The sequence below is a fragment of the Amycolatopsis sp. NPDC000009 genome, from assembly GCF_055563465.1.
On the sequence record NZ_JBVHDI010000020.1, the window covers coordinates 60270 to 79683 of the forward strand.

The following is a 19414-nucleotide window of genomic DNA, read 5'->3' on the forward strand; positions in this document are numbered from 1 at the left end:
GTTTAGCGCTTCTGAGCTGCCTGTTCGGCGAGGCGCTGGTTTTTCAGTGTGATCGCCGTCGCCCAGTCGCCGCGCTTCTCCGCGTCGGCGATCTGCGAGTCATAGCCCGCCGGACCGGACTGCCGCGCGCCCTGCGACGGGTCAGGCGCGGGCCGGCGAGGACCGGCCGGTTCCCCGGCCCGGGCAAGGTGCGGTCGCGCGAGGAGAACCGCGGCGAGGTCGGCCGCAATGGCGGTGGTGTCGATCTCGCCGTCGGTGCTGACGTAGCGGTCGCGATCGTCGAGATATCGGGGCGCGTCGGTCGGATCCGCCCACCCCGAGGCAGCGGCACGGATCTCCGCGTCCACCGCCCGCCGCCGCAACACGGCCACCTGCTTCTCGGCGGACTCCGCGCGCTGCGCGGTCTTCTCCGCGTCGGTCTGCTGCTCGGCCTCGATCGCGTCGAGCTTCGCAGCCTTGGCCTTGTGGTCCTTGGCGTTCTTCTCGACCTTGCTCAGCTTGGCCTGAGTCTGCTCAAACAGAGCCTTGTAATCCACCTCGGCGGCCTGCCCGGTCTCGGATGGGGTGGGGCCGGCCGCGGTCGTGCTCCGCTCCGGCGGGGTCTGCGAGGTGGGGGCGTTGTCGCCGGGTACGTGGGAATCAGTCACTGTCTGTCCTCATAGGGATGCGCTGAGTGCCGTGATGGGCACGTATGAAAAGCTCGTGGCGTGAACGCCAAGCCGACGCGAACACAGGCCGCCGTGGCTGTCCTTGGCGCGTGCTCGGTCGGCGCTCAAGTCGTCGCCGGTGCCAGCAGCGGAATCACCGCGTGGCAGCTCACCTGGATGCTTGCCGCCATGATCACTTTCGCAGGCGCCGCGATCGCGACCGAAAGCCTTCAAAAAAAGGCTATTACTTGACTCCCGGCAACGCCGGGGTTCAAGTAACTAGCGTGCTTGCAAAGCGTCCGCCAAGATCCATTGCCGATGCGTCGTACCTCCGGCGCCGGGGGTTCCGAGCATGAAGGTGACGAACCCGACCCAGTGGCCGGTGGTCGTTGCGATCCAGGCGTTGAGAGTTCCTGGCACTAGCCCGGTGAGGTCCAGTCCATCGGGGACAGTCTCCTTGGGAGACCCGACAGGGAAGACGCGGCGCAGGTCGACCCACACGGGTTGACCTGGGTCAACCGTGTGCAGGTACGATACGCCTCCACGATCGACATGTGTTCGATTATGCAACGTCCGCCGGCGGCGGGCTATGCGGCCTGAGCTGCGCTGACACGTCTCGCGCCTGGTATGTCCACGATGGCCAACCAGCGTTACGACGTGCTTGCCGGTTCGCGGAACTGCACCGCCAGCGCAGGCCGCAACCGTGATCCGGCAAGCACGCTCGGCCGCTCCTGCTCCTGTTCCTGGCGGTCCGGCAGCTCGGCCGGACCGCGATCCTGTGTCAGGCTGTTCTCGGTCGGCTCGTCTCGGTCGGTGTGCTCGGTGTCGGCCTCGAGGTCCTCGGTCTCCATGTCGCGGATCTGCGCGTCGGAATAGCCGAGTGCCCGGCGGGCGGAGCGGCGCGGCAGGAGCTTGTCCGCCGAGTACAGCTTCACCACGCCGTCGGCCTGTGCGGCGAACGTCGGCGTAGCCGGATCCACCCACTGGGTTTCGACCCGGAGCGCCTCGTCGGGCACCTTGCCGTCGCGCACGTGCAGGATGCGCTGCGCCACCCGGTTCCAGCCGCTGCCGAACGAACGCTGCCGCCGCTCGGCCCGTTTGATGTGACGGGACTCCGACGACCGGATCCCTTCCGCGCTGGCGGGGTTCTCCGTGCTGTAGCCGAGGAAGTGCGGCGGCAGCCCGGACAGGCTGGCGACGAGACGGGCCAGGGTGTTGAGCGTGTTGTGGAAGTTCGACAGGTCGGCTTCGGGGAACTGCCCGACTGTCACCCCGTCATCCTTCGGCGATTTCGAGGACGCCCAGAGAACGCCGGCGACAGCCTCCCATGGAGTGAGCGGGTTTCCCTTGCTGTCAACAAAATCGTCCTTGTCGAAACCGAGCGCGTACCGTCGCGGCATCGCGTGGAACTCCGCGCTCACCATCATGTCGGTGGCGATCTTGCAGGCCGCGTCCGACAGCGGAAGGACGCTTGCCAGCTCCGAGCGTCCAAGCCGCGGGGGCGCGCTGCGGCGCCGCCGCGTGCGGGGCCGGTTCACCAGCGGCACGACGGGAACGACGCCCATGCCGTGCCCGTCGCGGTCGGTCTCTTCCCAGACTCCGCCGCCGTTGTCGGAGGAGTACCAGATGGTTTCGTTCGGCAGGTACAGCGTGGCGTAAGCCTCGGCCTGGTCGCCGTCCTCGGAGAACTGTCGCTTCAACGCGGCCCGGACTTCGCGGGTGCGCGGGTCGATGTCCACATGGACGTCTAGCGGGGACTCGACCGTCACCAGCGGCGTCGAGGGCCGTGCCTCGTTCGTGCCGATGATCGCGAAGGACCGGCCGAGCACCAGGGCGTCGATGTGTGCCTGCTCGGAGTGCAGGCCCAGTTCGTTCGCCGCCCAGATGTTCCACAATTCCCGGTCGGCGGCCTGCTCGCCGCCGAGCCGGAACCCGGTTACGTCGAGACGCTCATCGAGGGAGTCCACGACCAGCTCAGGCCAGTTGATCACGACCTGTCGCACGCGGGTGTCCAAGCGGCGCAGCAGCTCCGGGTGCATATAGGACAGTGACTGTTCACCCTCGTAATACGAATCCAGCAATTCCAAATCCGGGAGTTGCGCGTTGTGGAGGCGCGACAGCCGATCGACCCAGGATTTCGGAGAGATTTGAATCTTATGCACCATGCAATAACTTCCCCGCCTTCCGAAACATCTCATTGCACAAGACTGACCGGTTCGCTTGTTCACTCTGTTGGAGGATGGTTGACGGCCGTTGCCCCAGGCAGTGTGGGCATTGCCGCAGCGAGTGGGGCCTGCGGAAGGGGGCATGAATCAGGTGGCATCACTCGCTGTCCGGCGCCTGTATTTCTGTTGGAATCAGAACCGGAGGCTGCATCGTGCGAAGATGGATTCTGTCCATGTTGACTATTGTTGCCACCATCCTAACGGTGGGCGCATTACAAGTCGGCATGGCCGAGGCGGCAGAAAAACCTGCGAACACTCCACTTGTTGAATCCAAGATTTCGATCAAATTACCGAAGCAGAAGTTCACGGCCAGCATCAAGAACACATCCGCCCCGTCTGCAAAGACTTTGCTGGACTCGCCATGCGACATGACCATGCAGGGAGATATCACAGGGACCGGCTATGGGCCTGAAGGCGGGCCATACACGCTGTCCCACGTAGACGCAAACTGGAGCACCGGAGTCAACTGCTTTCCGACCTACATGGAGTACCTGTCGTCGGACAGCGTCTTATATTTCCAGAACACCACCAAAGCTTGGTCCGTTAAGGATCAATGCCACATCAATGACCCCAGCAAAGTCTGCCAGGCCGTCTTGTCCCCTGGTGGATATAGATGCGTTGACGGCGTCTACTGCGCTGGGGACTATCAGATTGTCGCGAACTATGAAATGATCCTCACGACCGGGACAATCTGGACGTCGTGGCCGTCCAACTGCTGGCTTGGCGATGACACATCACGTTGGCTGGTTTGTGTTTCGCAGTCAAGCGCCGTCAACATTCCTTCAGTGTGGTAGAGTAGATTTCATCTACCTAGATTGAGTCGATGGGCGGATCTCATGAAGGATCACGACGAGCGCTTCAGTCTTGCTGAAGTGGATGTCGAAGTGACGTTCACATTTCTGGTTCCACAACCGATGCCACGCGATCCATTTCGAGCGTTCGCCCATCGCTCAAAATCATCTGCTCTCGTCATTTGGACGGGAGGTTACACTCTGTTTTTGGGTCAATCTTCCGAGTCTCAACTCTCGCCGAGCCGGGAAGAGTGGAACGAAACCGTCTATGACGGCATGGCGCTACTATACCTCGGCCCCGGTGATCCACGCGGCGGACAGGCCGTGGCATGCGAAGTACGCGGTACACATGTCCGTCTCGGGGGAACGAAACCCGTCAAAGAGCTGATGAAGATCGCAACGTCCCTTAAGCCTTACAGCTCGTGGTAAAAGTTCTGACCGTGCTAAAGAACAATCATTCTGTTCGACTTCGTAGGTTTCTGGCCGCGTAGTCGCCAACCCGAGACCGCCATGGCGGCAGTGGGTACCGCGTCGATGCGTTTGCCGGTCTTCCCACGCTGGGGCTTGTCGGGGCGGATGAGGTCAGGCTCTCCGGGAGGATGGCGTACCTCGACCGAGTCGAAGCAGAACGCCGCCACGGGGTTGCCGTGGTGTGACCAGGAGTGAGAGCGGGTGAGCGTCATGAGTTCGGTCATGCCGTGGGTCATTCCGCGGAACGTCTGCGGTACCGGGTACATGGGCACCCGTGTGACGCGTTCCAGGCGCTGGCGGACGGGTTCGCCGCTCCACTCGTCGTAGTTGATATCGGCGACGCGCAGCGCGGCGCAGTCGGCGGCGACGTCGGCTTCGATCACCTCGTAGTCGATGACCTCGCCGGGGGTGGTGGTGATCCATCCCTGGTCGACCCACTGAGAGACGCGGTGGTCGGTGTGCTCGTCAAGGAAGTCCACTCCGGCCTCAGGGAGCCAGAACCGCCACAACGCGGATACGTGCCCGTCGATGCCATCCGGCACGATCAGGCACCAGGCCGTCAGGTCCAGCTTGGACGCGAGGTCCAGGCCGCCCCACGCTGGCCGGCGAGCAACCAGCTCCCGCAGCCGCGCCGGTTCGGCGAACTCGGTTCCGGTGCACGCGGTGTAGAGGTGCATGGGCATCCACCGCGTGGACTGCGACACCCACTGATTCAGCCGGTACTGGCGAAAACTGTTCTCCCGCGCCGGATCGTTGCGCGCTTCCAGCGCCTCTTCCCGCAGCGCGGCCAGAGAGAGGAAGTCACCTAAGGCCGGGTTCGCGTAGTACCAGTTCGCTTCATCCCACGGGTCCGCATCTTGCGGGAGGTTGCGCAGGTAGACGAACCGGTGCGGGGCGCGGGACGGGTCTTCGGCGATCTTCACGCACTCGTCGTGCTCGGACTTGGCGAAGCTGGTGGGGTCGTTGCCCGCCGTCGTGGCCGCGAGCAGCAGCGGCTGCACGCGGGTGCCCATGCCGGTCCGCAGCGCGGCCCACAGGTCACCGTTCGGCTGGGTCAGGACCTCGTCGAAGATCACGCATGACGGGTTCGAGCCGAGGTTGCCCAGCGCGTCGGCCGCGACAACCTGATACACGCTGTTGGTTTTCTCGTCCACGATCCGGGCGGCGTGCTCGACCACCCGCAGCCGCTTGGACAGCACCGGGGACAGCGCGACCATGCGGGCGGCGACGTTGAACACCAGTCGCGCCTGGTCCTTGTCGCGGGCGGCGCCGTAGACCTCGGCGGACTCGACGCCGTCCCCGACGAGCATGTAGAGCGCGACGAAGGCCAGCAGTTCGGACTTGCCGTTCTTGCGGGCGAGTTCGATCCAGCCGGACCGGTAGCGGCGGACGTAGGTCTGCCACTCCGGATCCCACCGGACCTCGCCGAACAGCGGCCGGACAATGTCGTCGCGCTGCCAGTCGGCGAGGATGAACGGTGTCCGTGCCCACCGGTCTTTGGTGTGCACGCAGATCTCTTTGGCGAACGCCTGCGCATGATCGGCGCGCTGGGCACAGAGGTGGTCGCCGCGTTGGCGGCAGGCACGTCCGTCGAAGGACCAGCCGCACACCGGAAGCCGCGGGGACTTCGGCGTGCCGATCTTGGAACTGGGTTTCCGCGTGTGGGAACGGGGTTTAGGAGAGGAGGCGGCCCGCGTCGCCCGAGGTCCCGCCATCGGCGCTCACCTCGGCCTTGATCGCCTGCCGGTCCGACGGCGTCAGCCCAAACCGTGCGGCGAACGTCAGGAACGTGCGCTCGGAATCGGCCTGCACCTTCAGCGCGGGATTCGGCACCAGGCCCCCGCCGCCGGGAACCAGCAGCGCCGAACCGTTCACCAGCGCGGTCGCCACGGCATAGCGAGCCAGCGCCTCACACAGCACACCGAACGCATCGACGTCCCAGGCCGTCAGAACCTTCCGGTTGATCATGCTGGGCGCGAGCCGATCCCAAATCGCCTGCCCCTTCTCCGACAGCCACTCTGGCGCCACGATCTCGACCGCAGGCGGCACCGGCTCAGCGTCGTTGATCCGGTCCTTCCGGTCACCATGCAGGATGCGTAATGACGTTGGTTTGGCCGCAGGGCCACGTTTTCCCATGTCGCACCACCTGCGGTTTCCATGCATGGATAAAAGCAAACCGGTGAACTGAAAATACAGTGGTCGCTACGTTTTCAGTTCACCGGTTTGCCAGCGGTGTAAGTGAATCCCCCCAGTTAGTGGCCGTGAGGGATCGGCTAGTCTTGCGCGCGTCGGGATCAGGAAACTGACTTCCGGTGCGAGAGGTTCTGAGACTTTTCACCGGCATCTCCGGGGCGTAGCCGGAGATGCCGGTGAGCTTGTCCACCACAGACAAGCCCAGTCACAACGATGGGAGAGAAGTCTTGCCCACCTCTCGCAAGGATGAAGAACCCGCTTCCAGGTGCGTCCAGCAGCTGGGAGGGTGTTCCAGCCGGGGCCGGTGCAACGGCCCCGGCTGGAATCGCCTCTTCATCTTGCTCCAGCTAGCTACTCAGCTGGTTGCCTTGACCGTCATCCTGACCAGGTAGTGCGGTCGTAGGCGGGGGTCGGGCGGTCCCTCAGTGGGCCGTCCGACCCGTCAGGTGCTGCATGCAGCAGCGCCAACCTTACCAACCTTACCGACCTTACCAACCTTGCCAGTCTTGGAACTTCCGCGACGTCGCCAGCTGCTCTAGCTGGAGCCGCTGGATGCCTTGCCGCGTCCCTTCGCTTTGGGGGCGGTGGTGGCCTTCTTGCGGGCTGCGCCGCGTCGCTTGGCTGCGGCGGCGGTCTGTCGCTTGCGTGGGGGCATTCAGTTCACCCCCTCTCGGTGTCGTCGGGTTCGGGCATGGTGATGCCGAGCAGTTCCGCGGTGGCGTAGCCGTCGAGGTACTTGTCTCCGATGACGACGAGACCGGCGGCGGCGAGGAAGGCGTCCTTGTCGTCCTGGCTCTTGAAGCAGACGCAGAACCAGTACTCGCTTTCGGTCGCGAGCTGCATCCGTTCCAGCTCGCGGGCGGTGCGTTCGCGGAAGCCGCGGTGCAGCGCGTCGAGCTCGGCGCGCGCGTCGTCCTCTTCGTCGCCCGTGTACTCGACGCCGGCGAGCGGATCGGGGTCTGGCTCGGCCGTGAGCAGGGCCAGCACGTCATCGTTGGACTTCATGCCGGACACGGACGACGACATTTTGAGCTGCGCGAGCAGGGCGGCGTTCGGATCAGCGGGTGAGGTCATGGCGCATTAACTCCAGCTCGGCGAGGGGGAACCAGTCCAGGACGCGGGCGTAGTCCTCGGGTGCGTGACGGCTTAGCGGTTCGATGAACCGGTAGTCCAGGCCGTCGAACGAGCGTCCGTACCACTCGTAGTCGATCGGCAGCGGGCACCTGTGCCGGGTGAGCGCGGCCCGGACGTCTGCGATCTGCCAATCCCAGATGGCCGAGACCTTGCGCGTGTCGTGGCGGATCGGGCCGTGGGTGGACATGGCCATGCGTCGCATCGGGCTGTCGGTGGCCCGGACGCCGTCGACGTTCCACGCGTCGGCGGGCAGGCCGACGTCCTGGCGCAGTGTCGCGGCCACGTCCTCGTAGGTGAACTCCGTCAGCCCGGCCGCGTCGATGATCCGCCACCGCTCGGGCGGGCAGAACACGTAGTTGACCAGCCACCGGTAGAGGCTGGGGTGGGGCAGGTCGTAGATCTTCTGCCCGAAGAAGTCCTCATACATCGTGAGGCTGTCGGCGACGAACCGCAGGCCGGGCACGCTGTAGAGGTGGTAGGGCACGACGGGGATGCCGTGTTCGCGCAGCGCCAGCCACGCGCTGAGTGAGTCCTTGCCTCGGGAGAAGGCGAGCAGAACCGGTTTTCCCTCGGCCTCCATGTCGCCGAGGATCTGTTCCGACGACGGTAAGCCGTCGATGGTGATCACGGGCACCTCCGTAGTCCGTGGTGGGCACCGGGTGCACGAATGTGCACCAGGGCAACGGTTTCTGGGTCTCAGCCGTCCCGGGCGCGGCGGACGATCTTGCCGACGCCGGACGCAGAGAGCCGCGCGGGCACTGCGGTGTCGCGGTAGGACTCGCCCGCCGCTACCAACTCGATGACCAGGCGGTTTCGTTCCGCGTGCCACGCGTCCGCTTGCTCGGCGGCGCGCTCCAGTTCGTGCGCGAGGTCGGCGCGCCGCTGCTCGGCGCGAGCGATCGGGTCGGACGTAGGGGAAGGGGCGCTCAAAACCTGGCACCACCCCTCCGGGGTTCAGGGGCTTGTGCGCCGAGGCGTCGTCCAGGGGGCCTCCCCCTGGGGTCGCAAGTGGACGGCACGCGCCCGACCCGAGACACGGCCGTCGATATCGCGGAACGTTCAGCGCTGGTTCCAGCCGCCGCGCGTCGTGCCGGTGAGGGCGGTGACTCGGCTGTGGCAGCGGGAACACAACCCTCTCCCATGCACCGGGTTGTCAGGGTCAAGGCCAGCAATCACAAGGTCTCTGCGGATCACTGGCCAATGATCGGCCACTGTGGACGGTTCGGTGCATTCGGTTTCGGCATGATGCGGACAAGTTGTGCTGTCACATCGGCAGACGGGGTCACGAGCGAGGACGCCGGGCCTGAACCGGGATCGATGAGCGCCCGAGTACCCCCGCTGAGCGGAGGTTCCGAAGGTCGCTCGGGCTCTCGATTTGCAATCGGGACAACGGCCGCCGGTTCGGGTCGAGTTCGAGCAGCCGACACCGGTACAGGGGCGCCGTGGACGATCTGGCAAGACATACCCCTTCGGGGCGTCGACTAAGCCATTGTCAATACCCTTGACTAGTCCAATCGGGTGAAGTTTTCCGAGATTCTTGATTTAGTTTCAGATTGCCTGACACTCTCAATTTTGTTCGGCAGGGGTTCAGCAAAACCCCGAAAGCGAAAGGTGAACTAATGAACTGCGAAAAGCCAATACGTGAGTATGGAAGCAGATACAACGCGACCGCCAGCCTCGTAGATTTGCCCGTTCTGGCGGAAAGAATTCTCGCCGACCTGAGCGAGGAGATCTGGGCTTTGCGGCGCGAGGCGGCCGCTTCGCTGTGGGCGCGCTCCGATGGTGCCGCGTGCCGAATCGAATCGAGCCTTCACGTCGAGGAAGGTGCATTGCTGCGCCTCTACATCGCGGGCGTCCCGGACTCGAAGATCTTCGCGAGCATCGGGACTGACAGGTACAGCGATTGGGCGAACTCGCTGATCTATCAGCTGTCCGAGATGCTGGAGCTGTACAACTGGCGCAACCTGCAAGACCTGTCCGACCGACGCTTCAAGGCGAGTATTGTCCTCGTCAGCGAAGACGATCACCGCAATCCCGCGTGGACGACTGGGGTTGTGCGGAAGTTCTGAGTTATTTGATTTCCGCTTTGGTGCAGCAACACCGAACCGGAACCCGTGAAAGGTGAACCGTGTCTTCTCTTCTTTTGCCCAGTCATGCCGAGTGGGTGCAAGCAAGGTCGTTTGGTGATCGAGTTTTCGCCACCGGCAACATTCGCCGCTTGACAAAGTTGGCGCGCTGCATCGTGGATGACATGCAGGACGAGTACGCGGAGGCGTTTCCGCTCGTTTCCCGGCAACGTTTCGGAGTGAACGCCTGGGTGTACGACGGCCGCTTCGTTGACTTCGAGGTATCCGGCTTCCGCGACTCGGAGCTGGCGGATCCCGAATTCCTGATAAACGCCCGCGAGGACTTCGCGACCTTCGTGTCCCGTTACAACTGGACCCGCGAAGGCGCCGACGATGACCGCCGGTTCTTCGGAGCCGAGGTCTTCCTGTGCAACGAGGCCGAGCAGGACTTCCGTCGAAAGCGCGGAAAGGTCTGGGTCTACCGGCCGTGGCGGCGACTGCTCAGTCCGCGGTTCCAGCCGTTCCTACCCCTAGCGACGCCTGATCTGACTACGTAACCCATCCCGATGTGACCGTGCCCCCGGTCAAGCGGTGCAGCAACACCTTCCGGGGGCACGGCGCGGAACCCAGAAAGGCAAACCGAAAATGAGTTCCGACGCTCAGTATCTTAACGCAGAACGCCTGATCAAGCGTGTCGCGCTGATCCAGATCGCCCGCCAGTCGCTGGCCGGGGAGATGGCTGTGGCGGTTCACGAGGACCCGGCGCTGCGCGAGGCGCTGTACACGTGGTTCAGCAGGGACTGGCACATGGTGCGCATCCTGTACCTGATCTCCGTGGGCTACTCGGGTACGCCCGCCTTCTATCGGGCGACCACGGCCACCGATCAGCGAGAAGCCAGCTTGTTCGGCATGGTCGAGTTCCACTCCGGCTCAAGGGTCTACGTCTTGACCCCACAAGGGCGCTCGGCCCTTGAACAGTGGACCGAGCCCATGGAATGGCTCAAGGAGCACCCGCGTTTCGCCGACCTCTGGGCGCGGGTGACCGTCGTCTAAGGCGCGAAGCCTGAGGCCGGCGACGGGAGGGCAAGGGGTTTTTCGCCCTCCCGTCGTCGGCCTTTCGCGCGTTCGGGGCATCGACCATCGACGGGAGATGATGAGGGAGGATGGAGCGCATGAACACGCCGTCGCAGCGACTGACCGCCCAGGAACGCAAGGCTCGCCGGGAGCGTCAGTTCGCCCGCGTCGACGAGCTTCGCCGCCAACTCGCGAAGGCGGAAGACGAGCTGCGGGCCATCGTGGTCGACGATCGCCGCGCCGGAGTGCTCACAAAGGACCTGATCGCGGACACCGGCTGGTCACACGACACGATCGCCACCATTCTCAAACGCGCCGGAGTAGTGGGCGGCAAGAACGCGCCCCGGAAGTCTCCCGCCGACTCGTAAGCCCTGACCTGCATGTTTCACCCATTCGGCCTAGTTACTAGTATCAGGTCACCTGAGACTATAGAGGGGTTGGATTCACGGGTCTGACCGGTGCAGCAACACCGGTCAGACCCCGGAGGAAAGGCAACCTGTTCATGTCTAGTGCGGTGAAGGCTGCCCCGGAGGCAGCTAGCAAGGCTTCTGAGACCCCTGTAGCGGCTCCTGTCCTGCCCAAGGTGAAAGATGCCTGGTCGGCCCTGGCCACGGCGGTCAATGGCTCCCGGACCCCTCTGGAGCTTCTGGGCAAGGCTGGCTTGAAAGGCTGGGAGGTCCGGCCGGAACCGGTGTTCGCCTGGGTGCCCACCGGCACGTGCAGCGAGTGCGGGAAGCAGGTGGGGACGAAACACGCGGCGAAGTGTTTCCTTGGCGGGGTCGAGCCTGGCGAGGAGAGTGACGGCCTGGTGGACGCCGACGACACCACAGAGTCGGTGGAGGTCCCCGGCTGGTATGCGCTGGTGCGGAACAATCCTGAGACCGGGGGTATCGAGTCGATCGGCGCGGTGGCGCGTGAGTTCACGCCGGAGTCGTTCGAGCGCCGCGCGGGCGTCCTCGCGGAGATCGCGAAGGAGCTCAAGGCGAAGTGTTCAGCCGCAGGTCCATTGTGGAACAACACCGGGGCGTTCATGTCGCTGCGGATCCCCGAGCCGATCAAGATCGGCAAGGTCGACCAATTGGAGCTGCGGATCGTATGTCTCGCCTCGCTGACTCCCAGTCGTCAATCGGTGATCAAATTCTCTGTTGTGCGCCCGGCCTCGAACACGGTGCAGCCCATTACGTTGCCCGAATCCCAGATGGGTGCCGCCTTCTCGGTGGGCGTAGACAGCTCCCACGTCAAGTCGATCACGGGTTGGGCGGAATCCGTTCCACAGCAGATCGCCGAGGTGGCCAACAAACTCAAGGCCAAGCGCATGACGCTGGCCGAGTTCGAGGCCCTGTGCGAGAAGCTGTGGACGCCTCCGGCCGAGACGGCGAACACATGGCTCAAAGAGCAGCACGAGCGCCGGAAGGCCATGCTGCGGGTGATCTTCAACGGCGACTTGGACATGTTCGCGGGCATCGGCAAGACCCGGTGGGGCGCGCTTCAGGCCATCCTGACGGTTGCGCAGCACTTGCCGCACGTCGAGCTCAAGAACGACGACGACCCCGCCGAGACCGCGCGGGCACGCGCGGAGTCGACCTTGTTCGGACCGGCCGCCAAGCTGTGCGCCTCGGCGTTCGAGAAGTTGGCGGTCTGACATGCCTGAACTCGACCCGCAGACCGTGAAGCTTCCCAGGATCCCTCGTCAGTACGTCGATTCCTATGACGGTCACGAGTGGCGCGAGAAGGCGACGGAGTTCGGCTGGTACGTCCCCGGCTCGTGGGGGCGTGGCGGCTGGAACCTTGGGAAGTGGCCGTATATGCAGATCGCGTTGTGGGACAGCTTCGAGACGATGGTCTACGCCTTCGTGGTGTACATCGAAGGTGATCTGGAAGTCCACGCCTACAACACGCCGATAGAGCGCGATGGCGCGGTGACCGAGATCGCGGCCCGGTGGTGGCGGGCGGGCTGGGCGGACGGGCCGGATGATGTGCCCGAGTCGGGGTACCTGCCTCACCACTACGGCCCTTATCGGCCCTAGCTACACTGAACGGCAACCGCCCCAGGGGGCCGGATTCCCGGCCCCCTGGGGCTTTCCCGGGCCTCAGGGGGCCTCTAGGTGGCCTGGAACAGCCGGAGGATTGAGGGGTTGTGCGGACAGCGGCTCACCGCGTGCGGCCTGCTCAGTGAGGGATGCCGGGGCCAGCGTCCGGTGGCCGCTGTCCGCACATGAAGAAGGCCCCGCGCCGGAGGGGGAGGGAGCGCGGGGCCTTCAAGAAAAGCTGACTGCTTGGTGGGTATAGCTCCGCCAAGCCCTGTCAGTATCGCTGGTTCGTGATCATCGTGTCAAGGCTATTCACAGTCCAGGGCAAGGGTTTCCGCCCGCTGGCTGGCCAGCACCTGGCCGAGATGTGCCCAATGTTCCAGTCCCCAACGCGAATCGCAGGCCGCGCACACCGTCTCCACTCGGTCAGTGTCCACAGAGAGCGCGGGTCGGCGCAGCCATTCCTGTTCGGTGTCGGACCACACGAGAACCGTTGTGTGTTGGCAGGTCGGGCACGCGTGCCCGCGCAGCCGATACGCCGGAGCGGGATTGAGCACCGACCTGCCAGCGGCCACCCACCGCTCTGCCTCCTGGGCCGCGTAGGCGAGGTAATCGACGTCCTCCAGCTGCCAGGACCCCGCGTGCGAGGCCCACAACCTCAGCTGTCCGGCGAGGGACGGTCGCGCGCCGGTTCCGAAGAGATCGTGTCCCAAAGCCGCCAGCGCACCCCGGAGGGTCTGACTGATCTCGGCTACCAACGCGAGCGCGTTCAACGATGCGGGTGGCCGTGATCCTCGCGCGGAACCGCCCGTGCGCTCGGTGCCCGGCTGGGTCGCGGTCACCAGCTGGTCGATCAGGCATGGTGCCAGAGCGCGTTCCACGGCTCCGGAGTCGCGGAGCAGGGTGTGCATGTTCGGCTGGATGAGTTGATCGATCGCGGCGTCGAAGGCCAGCCGCGCGGCCAGCGGGTCGGCTTGATGCTCCTCGGCCGTGTGAGGGGTGAGGGTGCTGGTCATCGGGTGGTCTCCTGTTCGGGGGTGCCGTTGGCGCGCTTGAGTTCGGCTTGGGCGCGGCGGAGGCGGGAGGGGTGCATCCGGTGCACGGGGTCGCGCATCTCCCGGACACCCGCCCGGTTGCGCGAGAGCGGCCCGCACACCGCCCAGGCCCGTGCCTTGCAGAATGGGCAGGCCACGGATCGAGCGAGATCGTGATCCGGGTTGCGTTTCCAGCCCATCGCCGCGTACACCGCTCGGATTCCGAGCATCCCGGCTTGCCGGTAGTAGTCGCGGGTGCTGGCGCGTGGTGAAGCCGCGGACTGAACCGGCGCGGGTTCGCCCGTAGCGCGGTCGCGGGCCGCGTCGCACCGACCGGCGATCTCGGACGGTGTCGCCCGCCGCGCGGCTGGGCCGAACGCGGCGAAGGCACGATGACACTCGGCGAGGCTGTAGCCGGCGAGGCCGGACTCCCAAGCCGAGACGACGTCCTCCGACGCGTGTACGCCGGTGTGCCGGATCAGCAGGCCGCGCACGTCGGAGCGGCTCATCACCGCGTGCAGCGTGCTCACGCGATCGCCTGATCGAGTGCGGCGTCGAGGATCGCGGTCAGCTGGTCGGCGTCCGCGTGCTGCGGCTGAGCCTGCCGCACGAGCAAGCCGACCCCGTGTTGTTCGTCCTCGGCGATCGCGGCTGAGCGCAGGCTCTCGAACCGGTCCACCATCTCCGCGTCCCAAGCACGTTTTTTCGGATCGGTCGCGATACGGGCCGCACGCATCCGCTCCCCGACGAGCATCGGCAGGAAGGTCGGCGGCAGCGCCTTGCCTGACCAGGCCGCCAGGCCGGAGCCGATCACGTTGCTGCCGATGCCTTCTCGAATCAGCGGGATCACCTGCGCCACGAGCTGGGCCCGGACAGGTGCGGGCACCGACGAGCCATAGAAGTCCACCAGCCGCTCGGCCTCGGCCCGTCGACGCCGACGCACCGAGCCCGGCGGGGCAGCGCCCGCGGAATCGCCGGGGCTGTCCTCTTGCACCGCCGGGGTCTCGGCTGCTATCCGCGTCGCGCAGGCGCCGTGCGCGTCACGCGCGGGTAACCCCAGTTTCTCACTACGAGAAGCGAAAGAAGGTTCTCCAGTCTCCCGCTCCCTATTCCCTTCTCCCAGGTCCTTCGCCGAAGGGTTCAGCGAAGGGGTCGCGGAAGGGTTCGCCGAACCCCGTGAGCTGGGCGCGGGACGGTCGATGCCAGGTGTGATCGCCCCGCCGGAGTCCGGTTCGGACGCTCCGTCCTGGCGTGGGGGTCGGCCCGCCGGCGAGGGGCGGCCGGACGGGCGGACCGTCATGGCGGCCTTGACGACCGGTGGCAGCTCAGGCGCTCCGGCCTCCAGTTCGTTCGCCGCGATCGCCGGGGCGGGGCCGGTCACGTGCGCGGGCAACCGCCTCAGTTCGGCGGCGAGCGCGGCCCGCAGGATCGGGGACTCAATGTCGAACGCGACACGTAGCGCGCCGCGCAGCATGTTCGGCTGCTTGTACAGCTCGTCACTGCGGATGAACGACCTGACGAGGAGTTCTTCGGTGTCCTGGTCGATCACCACGAACCGGGCGGCGTCCAGCTCCGAGAGTGCCGCGCGCATCTCCGTCAGGTCCAGGTCTGCGTGCGGCCGGTTCCAGCGCTTCACCGCCAGGTCGAGAACCCCGGCGTAAGAGAGCTTCCGCTGTGAGAAAAGCTGGATATACAAGAGCTTCGCTTCGCGCGAGAGCGCGCGGAAGTCGTCCTTGTCCCAGATGTTCAGATCGAGGCGTGCGTGATCACGCGCCATGAAGAAATCCCCCTACAGGACAAAATGGGCACGGTGAACACCGCCACGCGTCCGCGTGGCGGTGTGAAGCGGGGTGGTCAGGACGCGGTGGCCTGCGCCTGTAGCTCGTGGTCGCGCAGGGCTTCGGCGTCGAAGGCGTAGACAGCTTGGAGTTTGCCGACGTTGCGGCCTGTCGAGTCGGTCGAGCGCACGTAGCGGCCGGTGTGGACCAGCAGCCCGGCGGCGCGAAGGCGGTTCACGGTCGAGCCAATCAGTTGCGGCTGCACCCAGCTCGGCAGCAGCGACCGCCAGCGGTTCGCGGTGGTCTCGCGGAACGGATCAGCAAGGCTGTCGCGGACGATGACGGTGACGATCGCGAGGATCTGGGCCTCATTCCGCGGTTCGGCCGTGAGCAGAGCGGCCACGGTCGCGGCGGTCTCGCCGTCGCCGGGCACACCGGCTGGGCTGGTCGCGCGGGCCTGGGCAACCATGGCCCTGGCCAGCGCGACCAGTTCACCGAACGGAACCGTCATACGCCCAGCAGGCGGAACGTGGCGACCTCCGAAATGTCGGCACACTCCTTCGCGATCTCCGGGTAGCGCTCCTTGAGCAGGTTCTGATCCAGCGCGATTCGCAGAGCATGGGTGAAGCTCACGACTGGGACGCCGTTGACCGTGCCGACCTCGGCTCCGGCCGCCACCAAGGCGGCCTTGATCACTGCCTCGTGCTCTTTGCGTTCCTGGGACAGTTTCGCCTGCTTGCGCTTGATCCGGCGCAGCGAGGCGATCAGGTGAGCGAAGGCGTCGACCGGCCTCGTGGGCTGCTCGGCGTGCTCGTTAGTGCAAGTGGGTGTGTCATGCTTCACGTACAGCGGTCCCCTCAAACTCGTTAACGCAGGGCGTGACACCTGCGATCAACTAAGACACGACTTGATCAACAAAGGGTGTGTGAGTACCGGCGAGCGTTCGTAGGGGAACGAGCGCCGGAAAACTAAAGAATGTTTATGGGCGTAAACACTTTCGAGTCTTGCGTGTGTGCTGGCGAAGCAGCGCGGTAACCCGACCATAGTCGGGTGAGGTGCAAGTTTGTCAACGCGATTCGCGAGAACGCTGGAAAGTGTTGACGACCGTAAACAAAAAGAGGATGCGATGACGCTTGAGGGGGTCGTCTCGATCCAGGAAGCCCTGAGTTTCCTGTACGAGAATCGACGAAGGGAAGACGGGAAACCGCACAGCGACCGGGACGTTGCCGACGCGCTGACGACAGCGGGCGTCGACGTGTCGTACTCGTCGCTGTGGCAGATGCGAACGGGGAAACAGCCACACCCGCGCACCAACATCGTCGTAGGGCTGGCGAGGCTTTTCGATGTGCTAGCGGGGTTTTTTCTCGATCGCGACGTCTACGACGACTGGCGCCGCAAGTTGTCCGGCGAACCTGAGATGCCGCGCCAGCGAGTGAGCTCAGGGGCGACGACGATGCTGCGCAGCTTCGCCATATCGGACCGCAGCGCAAGCCTGATCCAGGAGCTGACCGAGCACGTGCGCGGACTCGAAGCCCGGGACGGTGGGCACGGCACATGACCTGGCCCGCCATCGGGCGGGTACTGCTGAACTGGACACGACGGGGACAGCGACGGACTCAACGCGTCGTGACCGGCAGCGCGCCGGTCACGCAGCTCGATGACGTCCGGGCGCTGGTGAGTGCTCTCGATCTGCCCGCCACCGCCACTCCTGACGAGCTCGCTGCCCGTCTGTCCACAGTGCGCCGCCGCCCCATCCAGATCCAGCCCTACCCGCCGAACGTCGTGGCCGAGGCTCGCCGGACCGGCGAGCCTTTGCCTTACGGTGTCTGGGTTTCTGGTGCCGCTACCGACTTCATCTTCTTCCGAGAAGACACCACGCACAGCCACCGGCGGCACATCGTCCTGCACGAAGTCGGGCACATCGTCTGCCGTCACGTCGGGGACGACGCCGGCGAGGCCGACTCCGGCGAGCCTGATCACGCCATGATCACCCGCGCGGTGAAACGCGCCGGGGGCTTCGCTGCGGATCAGGAGCAGGCCGCCGAAACATTCGCCTACCTGATCGAGCGCCACACCAGGCCCAACCTTTCCGCGACCGGCGAAACGCCCGCCGCGCGTTACCGCCTCTTGGAGGACTGAATGCCCATCCCCGTCGCCCAGGTCCAGCAGCTCCTGACCTGGCTGGCCGTGACCGCCGCACTGCTCTACTGGATCAGATCCTGGCGGCGCTCCCGCACCCCCGGCCTGCTGGCCATGGTCAAGGCGCTCGCCGCGCTCGACGTCGCGTTGATCCTCGGCACCGACTGGGGCGTGCACGACTGGCTGTTCGGCATCCCCACGCTGCCGAACTACATCGTGCACGTACTCACGTTGTCTTCGGCCTACTGGCTCCAGGTCTTCGTGCTCTACCTCGCTCACCCGGTCGACACCATTCCCGCCAAGGTCCGGACCCGGACCCGCATCCTCATCGGGGCGCAGCTCGCACTGTGCGTCCTGTACCTGCTCGGGCCGCTGCCGGGCAACCTGCCTGCTATCACCGCCGAGGCGGGCAACCACACCTTCGTTGTCGCCTACCTCGCCGTATTCGAGCTGTACCTCGGACTGGCCATGTTCGACGTCGTCTACGTCGGCCGCCACGCCAAGGACCTTCCCCGCGGCTACCTCCGCACCGGCCTCCGTCTCCTGCGCTGGGGCGGCATCTGCGGCCTGGCCTTCGTCGCGCACAAAGCGCTGTACTCCCTCGCGGTCCGCTTCAACCTCAATCCGCCATGGGCCGAACTCGGCAACATCGGCGCCAGCCGTGTGCTCACCACGGCCGGAATCCTGCTGCTCATGGCCGGGGTCACCGTGCCCGCCGTCGTCCCTCGCCGACAGCTCCGCCGCCACTACCGCGCACTCGAACCGCTGTGGCGCGACCTGACCACCTTCGCCCCCGAGCTGCGGTACGACGCACCACCAACCCGGCGAGTATTCGGACGGCCCGACGTCACCGATCTTGTCCGCACCCGCCTGACCGAGATCAACGACGTGCTGGTCGGGCCGTTGCAGCCGAACCTGGACCCGGCGGTCTACAGCGCCGCACTCCAGCCGGCCGAGGCTGGTGCTTCCAGCGCGAACCGGGCACACGCGCAGGCCGTGACCATCGCCATGGCCCTGGTCACCGCGGGGCACGGCGCACCCGTGCACGCCGAGCACCCGGTAGCGTTCACGCCGGACGAGGCCACCGATGACTACCGCGAGGAAGCCGCGTGGCTCGCGACGGTCGCCACCGCCTACAGCACGTCCACCACCGTCGCCGAGATCCTGAAGGAGACCAGCACTCATGCCGCCGACCCTGTCCACTGAGACCGCCACCAGTGAGACCCGGCGGCGCGCGGCCCGCATCGCCACCGAAGTTCTCGCCCCGTGGGTCTGGGTCCTCGGCCTGCCGCTCGTCGTGGCCTGGAAAGTCACCGGCTACCACCTCGGCCAGACCCTGCTGTGGGGGCTCATCGTCGGCGTCACCGGCTCGCTGATCCCGATGGCTGTCATCGTGCGCGGGGCAAAACAGGGGAAGTGGGACAGCCACCACGTCACCAACCGCGCCGGACGGCTCGTTCCGTTCGCCGCGTGCATCGGCTCGCTCGCATTCGGGTTCGTCATCCTCATCGTCGGCAACGCGCCGCACCAGATGATCGCTCTCGCGGCCGCCGAACTCGCCTGCCTCGTCCTCGCGCTCGCGATCACCTTCGGCCTGAAGTTCAAGATCTCGATGCACGCCATCGTCGCGGCCGGTGCCACCGTGATGCTCATGCGCGTCTATGGCCCCTGGCTCGCCCTGCTTTTCCTCGGCGTCGCCTGGGTCTGCTGGTCCCGCGTCGAACTAAAGGATCACACCACCGCCGAAGTCAGCTTCGGCGCGGGCGCCGGTCTTCTCGTAGGCGGCGGAACATACATCGCACTCGCCGCCACACTGGCCTAGACGGAGGTGG

Annotated in this window: 25 protein-coding genes; 13 read left to right on the forward strand and 12 right to left on the reverse strand. The window is 65.6% G+C overall.

Going from position 1 to position 19414, the window contains the following annotated elements:
• Positions 1 to 2: 2 nt before the first annotated feature.
• Complete coding sequence (locus ACZ3HL_RS35850; RefSeq protein ID WP_465535759.1) at positions 3 to 647, reverse strand: hypothetical protein; 645 nt, start codon at positions 645 to 647, stop codon at positions 3 to 5.
• 60 nt (positions 648 to 707) lie between these two features.
• Between ACZ3HL_RS35850 and ACZ3HL_RS35855 the strand changes: the two genes are divergently transcribed.
• A complete protein-coding gene (locus ACZ3HL_RS35855) occupies positions 708 to 899 on the forward strand; it encodes a hypothetical protein (RefSeq protein WP_465535760.1) in 192 nt (63 codons plus the stop codon).
• Between the two features lie 398 nt (positions 900 to 1297).
• Here the strand turns inward: ACZ3HL_RS35855 and ACZ3HL_RS35860 are convergent, their stop codons facing one another.
• Positions 1298 to 2875 (reverse strand): phage portal protein, encoded by a 1578-nt coding sequence (locus tag ACZ3HL_RS35860; RefSeq protein ID WP_465535762.1) that lies wholly within the window; start codon positions 2873 to 2875, stop codon positions 1298 to 1300.
• Positions 2876 to 3045: 170 nt separating this feature from the next.
• On the opposite strand from ACZ3HL_RS35860, the gene ACZ3HL_RS35865 reads away from it, so the two are divergent.
• Positions 3046 to 3666, forward strand: a complete 621-nt coding sequence (locus tag ACZ3HL_RS35865) for a hypothetical protein (RefSeq protein ID WP_465535763.1) — start codon at positions 3046 to 3048, stop codon at positions 3664 to 3666.
• Positions 3667 to 3708: 42 nt separating this feature from the next.
• On the forward strand, positions 3709 to 4092 hold the full coding sequence (locus tag ACZ3HL_RS35870) for a hypothetical protein (RefSeq protein WP_465535765.1): 384 nt from the start codon (positions 3709 to 3711) through the stop codon (positions 4090 to 4092).
• A 14-nt stretch (positions 4093 to 4106) separates the two neighbouring features.
• On the opposite strand, the gene ACZ3HL_RS35875 is transcribed toward ACZ3HL_RS35870, so the two are convergent.
• The 5 genes from ACZ3HL_RS35875 to ACZ3HL_RS35895 form a co-directional block, all read right to left on the reverse strand.
• The gene (locus tag ACZ3HL_RS35875) at positions 4107 to 5642 is read right to left on the reverse strand and encodes a terminase large subunit (RefSeq protein WP_465535767.1); all 1536 of its coding nucleotides are present in this window, start codon (positions 5640 to 5642) and stop codon (positions 4107 to 4109) included.
• Between the two features lie 166 nt (positions 5643 to 5808).
• The gene (locus tag ACZ3HL_RS35880) at positions 5809 to 6270 is read right to left on the reverse strand and encodes a phage terminase small subunit P27 family (protein ID WP_465535769.1); all 462 of its coding nucleotides are present in this window, start codon (positions 6268 to 6270) and stop codon (positions 5809 to 5811) included.
• 717 nt (positions 6271 to 6987) lie between these two features.
• Positions 6988 to 7401, reverse strand: a complete 414-nt coding sequence (locus ACZ3HL_RS35885) for a hypothetical protein (protein ID WP_465535771.1) — start codon at positions 7399 to 7401, stop codon at positions 6988 to 6990.
• Entirely contained in the window at positions 7385 to 8089 is a 705-nt protein-coding gene (locus tag ACZ3HL_RS35890) for a hypothetical protein (RefSeq protein WP_465535773.1), read from the reverse strand. Before ACZ3HL_RS35890 ends, ACZ3HL_RS35885 begins: the two co-directional genes overlap by 17 nt.
• A gap of 68 nt (positions 8090 to 8157) precedes the next feature.
• Positions 8158 to 8391 (reverse strand): hypothetical protein, encoded by a 234-nt coding sequence (locus tag ACZ3HL_RS35895; protein ID WP_465535774.1) that lies wholly within the window; start codon positions 8389 to 8391, stop codon positions 8158 to 8160.
• Positions 8392 to 9080: 689 nt separating this feature from the next.
• Here ACZ3HL_RS35895 and ACZ3HL_RS35900 point away from each other — a divergent pair.
• The 6 genes from ACZ3HL_RS35900 (at position 9081) to ACZ3HL_RS35925 (ending at position 12628) form a co-directional block, all read left to right on the forward strand.
• The gene (locus ACZ3HL_RS35900) at positions 9081 to 9530 is read left to right on the forward strand and encodes a hypothetical protein (protein WP_465535776.1); all 450 of its coding nucleotides are present in this window, start codon (positions 9081 to 9083) and stop codon (positions 9528 to 9530) included.
• 59 nt (positions 9531 to 9589) lie between these two features.
• Positions 9590 to 10084, forward strand: coding sequence for a hypothetical protein (locus ACZ3HL_RS35905; RefSeq protein WP_465535778.1), 495 nt, complete (start codon positions 9590 to 9592; stop codon positions 10082 to 10084).
• Between the two features lie 88 nt (positions 10085 to 10172).
• Positions 10173 to 10580, forward strand: a complete 408-nt coding sequence (locus ACZ3HL_RS35910; RefSeq protein WP_465535779.1) for a hypothetical protein — start codon at positions 10173 to 10175, stop codon at positions 10578 to 10580.
• 119 nt (positions 10581 to 10699) lie between these two features.
• The gene (locus tag ACZ3HL_RS35915; protein WP_465535781.1) at positions 10700 to 10969 is read left to right on the forward strand and encodes a hypothetical protein; all 270 of its coding nucleotides are present in this window, start codon (positions 10700 to 10702) and stop codon (positions 10967 to 10969) included.
• Positions 10970 to 11184: 215 nt separating this feature from the next.
• Positions 11185 to 12243, forward strand: coding sequence for a DUF932 domain-containing protein (locus ACZ3HL_RS35920; RefSeq protein WP_465535782.1), 1059 nt, complete (start codon positions 11185 to 11187; stop codon positions 12241 to 12243).
• Position 12244: 1 nt separating this feature from the next.
• Complete coding sequence (locus ACZ3HL_RS35925) at positions 12245 to 12628, forward strand: hypothetical protein (protein WP_465535784.1); 384 nt, start codon at positions 12245 to 12247, stop codon at positions 12626 to 12628.
• 311 nt (positions 12629 to 12939) lie between these two features.
• On the opposite strand, the gene ACZ3HL_RS35930 is transcribed toward ACZ3HL_RS35925, so the two are convergent.
• From ACZ3HL_RS35930 to ACZ3HL_RS35950, 5 genes are all read right to left on the reverse strand, one after another.
• Entirely contained in the window at positions 12940 to 13647 is a 708-nt protein-coding gene (locus ACZ3HL_RS35930; protein ID WP_465535786.1) for a DUF7341 domain-containing protein, read from the reverse strand.
• Positions 13644 to 14195, reverse strand: a complete 552-nt coding sequence (locus ACZ3HL_RS35935) for a hypothetical protein (RefSeq protein ID WP_192742113.1) — start codon at positions 14193 to 14195, stop codon at positions 13644 to 13646. The genes ACZ3HL_RS35930 and ACZ3HL_RS35935 overlap by 4 nt, the downstream gene beginning before the upstream one ends.
• Positions 14192 to 15442, reverse strand: a complete 1251-nt coding sequence (locus ACZ3HL_RS35940) for a hypothetical protein (protein WP_465535787.1) — start codon at positions 15440 to 15442, stop codon at positions 14192 to 14194. Before ACZ3HL_RS35940 ends, ACZ3HL_RS35935 begins: the two co-directional genes overlap by 4 nt.
• A gap of 77 nt (positions 15443 to 15519) precedes the next feature.
• Positions 15520 to 15954 (reverse strand): hypothetical protein, encoded by a 435-nt coding sequence (locus tag ACZ3HL_RS35945; RefSeq protein WP_192742115.1) that lies wholly within the window; start codon positions 15952 to 15954, stop codon positions 15520 to 15522.
• Positions 15951 to 16286 (reverse strand): hypothetical protein, encoded by a 336-nt coding sequence (locus ACZ3HL_RS35950; RefSeq protein WP_192742116.1) that lies wholly within the window; start codon positions 16284 to 16286, stop codon positions 15951 to 15953. Before ACZ3HL_RS35950 ends, ACZ3HL_RS35945 begins: the two co-directional genes overlap by 4 nt.
• A 220-nt stretch (positions 16287 to 16506) precedes the next feature.
• On the opposite strand from ACZ3HL_RS35950, the gene ACZ3HL_RS35955 reads away from it, so the two are divergent.
• The 4 genes from ACZ3HL_RS35955 to ACZ3HL_RS35970 are packed head-to-tail and all read left to right on the forward strand — an operon-like array spanning position 16507 to position 19404.
• Positions 16507 to 17001, forward strand: coding sequence for a hypothetical protein (locus tag ACZ3HL_RS35955; protein WP_465535789.1), 495 nt, complete (start codon positions 16507 to 16509; stop codon positions 16999 to 17001).
• On the forward strand, positions 16998 to 17582 hold the full coding sequence (locus ACZ3HL_RS35960) for a hypothetical protein (protein ID WP_465535791.1): 585 nt from the start codon (positions 16998 to 17000) through the stop codon (positions 17580 to 17582). The genes ACZ3HL_RS35955 and ACZ3HL_RS35960 overlap by 4 nt, the downstream gene beginning before the upstream one ends.
• Positions 17583 to 18788 carry an MAB_1171c family putative transporter gene (locus ACZ3HL_RS35965; RefSeq protein ID WP_465535792.1) on the forward strand — a complete coding sequence of 402 codons (1206 nt, stop codon included), beginning with the start codon at positions 17583 to 17585 and terminating at the stop codon, positions 18786 to 18788.
• Complete coding sequence (locus ACZ3HL_RS35970; protein ID WP_465535793.1) at positions 18766 to 19404, forward strand: hypothetical protein; 639 nt, start codon at positions 18766 to 18768, stop codon at positions 19402 to 19404. The genes ACZ3HL_RS35965 and ACZ3HL_RS35970 overlap by 23 nt, the downstream gene beginning before the upstream one ends.
• Positions 19405 to 19414 lie beyond the last annotated feature (10 nt).